Raw genomic sequence first — 1,686 nt, forward strand, 5'->3', positions numbered from 1 at the left:
TCGGGATTGACCCCAGTGGAGTACGAAGCAATCATGAACACCGGCGTCGCTCTCGCGGCGTGACTACACCTGTCACCTATCGGTGCGGCAGACCCCTGGGCGTCTTTGTGGTGGTGTATTTCCTGCCGGAGCTGCTGCTCAACAGTGAGGGGACCAAGCGCAACCAGCAGATCGAGCTTGAGCTCGCCGACACCTTGGATCAGATGACCATCGCTGTGGAGGCCGGCCTGGGGTTCGACTCCGCCATGGCGCGTGCCGCACAGAACGGGAAGGGACCGCTGGCCAATGAGCTGGTCCGCACCCTGCAGGACATCCAGATGGGCAATTCGCGCAGGCAGGCCTTCGAAGCACTCACCGTCCGCACCACCGTCGTGGATCTGCGCCGCTTCGTCCGCGCCGTGATCCAGGCGGACGCCTACGGGGTCTCCATTGCAAGCGTGCTCCGGACCCAGGCAGATGAGATGCGGCTCAAGCGGCGCCAGCGCGCAGAAGAGAAGGCTCAGAAGATTCCCGTGAAGGTCCTGGCTCCGTTGATGCTGTTCATCCTGCCCGTGATCTTCATCGTGGTCATGGGCCCGGCTGCGATCAACATCGTGGACTCCCTCAGCGGCATGTGATGAGTGAATCTCTGCTGGGTCCACTGGTGACGGCACTGGTCTCCGCACTTTCGGCCTGGCTGCTCACCCCGATCCTGCACCCGTTCCTCGAGGAAGATTCACAGCGCACTGGGTGTCTTCTACGTGTTCCTGCAGCGGCTCTTGCAGCCTTGGCGGGCCTCGGCGCCGCGAGCATCGCTGGCAATGCCTCGGAGCTCGTCGCCTTCACCGCCGTCGGAGTGGGGTGCGCACTTCTGGTGGTGACCGATCTGCTGGTGCGCCGGCTGCCCGACGTCCTGGTGGCAGGTACGGCTGTGGCGCTGCTGCTCCCGCTGGCGTCAGCGGCCGCCATGACAGATGAGTGGTCCTCGTTCGGTCGCAGCATACTTTCCGCCGTCGTCCTTCTTGCCGGGTACTTCCTGCTGGCGTTCATCGCGCCGAATGGGCTCGGGCTCGGTGACGTGAAGTTTGCAGTCGTGGTGGGAGCGTTCCTGGGTTGGTTCGGCTGGGCGGAAGTTGCTGTGGGCACGGTGCTTGGTTTCGTCATCAACGGAGTGGTGGCGTTGGCGATCCTGGTCAGCGGGAGAGGGAACCGGACCTCGGACGTGCCGTTTGGACCTTCCATGATTCTGGGGGCTGTCATCGCCGTGATGATGAGCTTCTGATGTGGGCCTTGAGGGGCTCAGCAGCCGGGGGAGTTCGGCAGAAGGCGCTGAGGTCAGGGACGTTTCGACAACGGACCAGCGAGCATGCCGCGAAGTTGCGGGCATGGAAGTGGCCCTGCAGGACGACAAAGTCTCACAGGGCCACCGCCTCGTACATGCGATTATTCGATTCGCCTCAGATGACTTGGTTCACCATCAGAGGGTCTACGTTCTGCGTCTCGTGATCAGGACTCGGTGGGGCGCTGGCGCATGAAGTATGCGCCGGCTCCGATCGCGCCCAGGGCGAGCACGCCGCCGCCGGCGGCCATGGCCATGCCTGCACCCTGGGAACCGCCGGCAACGCCGGTGTCGGCGCCGCCTTCAGGCATCCCGTCCATCTGTGAAGCGGTCAGCGTGCCACAGGCAGCTGGCAGGGTCGCTGCGTT

2 protein-coding genes and 1 pseudogene are annotated in these 1,686 nt (G+C 64.2%); 2 read left to right on the top strand and 1 reads right to left on the bottom strand.

Annotated elements, in window-relative coordinates:
- Positions 1-59 precede the first annotated feature (59 nt).
- Both EV640_RS13495 and EV640_RS13500 read left to right on the top strand, forming a co-directional pair.
- Positions 60-617 (top strand): type II secretion system F family protein, encoded by a 558-nt coding sequence (locus EV640_RS13495; RefSeq protein WP_341802718.1) that lies wholly within the window; start codon positions 60-62, stop codon positions 615-617.
- Positions 617-1,261: a prepilin peptidase gene (locus tag EV640_RS13500; protein ID WP_036474811.1), complete on the top strand. Its 645-nt coding sequence runs from the start codon at positions 617-619 to the stop codon at positions 1,259-1,261. Before EV640_RS13495 ends, EV640_RS13500 begins: the two co-directional genes overlap by 1 nt.
- Before the next feature lie 224 nt (positions 1,262-1,485).
- Here EV640_RS13500 and EV640_RS13505 read toward each other — a convergent pair.
- Positions 1,486-1,686 (bottom strand): annotated as a pseudogene (locus EV640_RS13505) (hypothetical protein); the annotation flags it as partial.

Origin of the sequence: Nesterenkonia aurantiaca (assembly GCF_004364585.1) — a bacterium.
GTDB classification, from domain to species: Bacteria; Actinomycetota; Actinomycetes; order Actinomycetales; family Micrococcaceae; genus Nesterenkonia; species Nesterenkonia aurantiaca.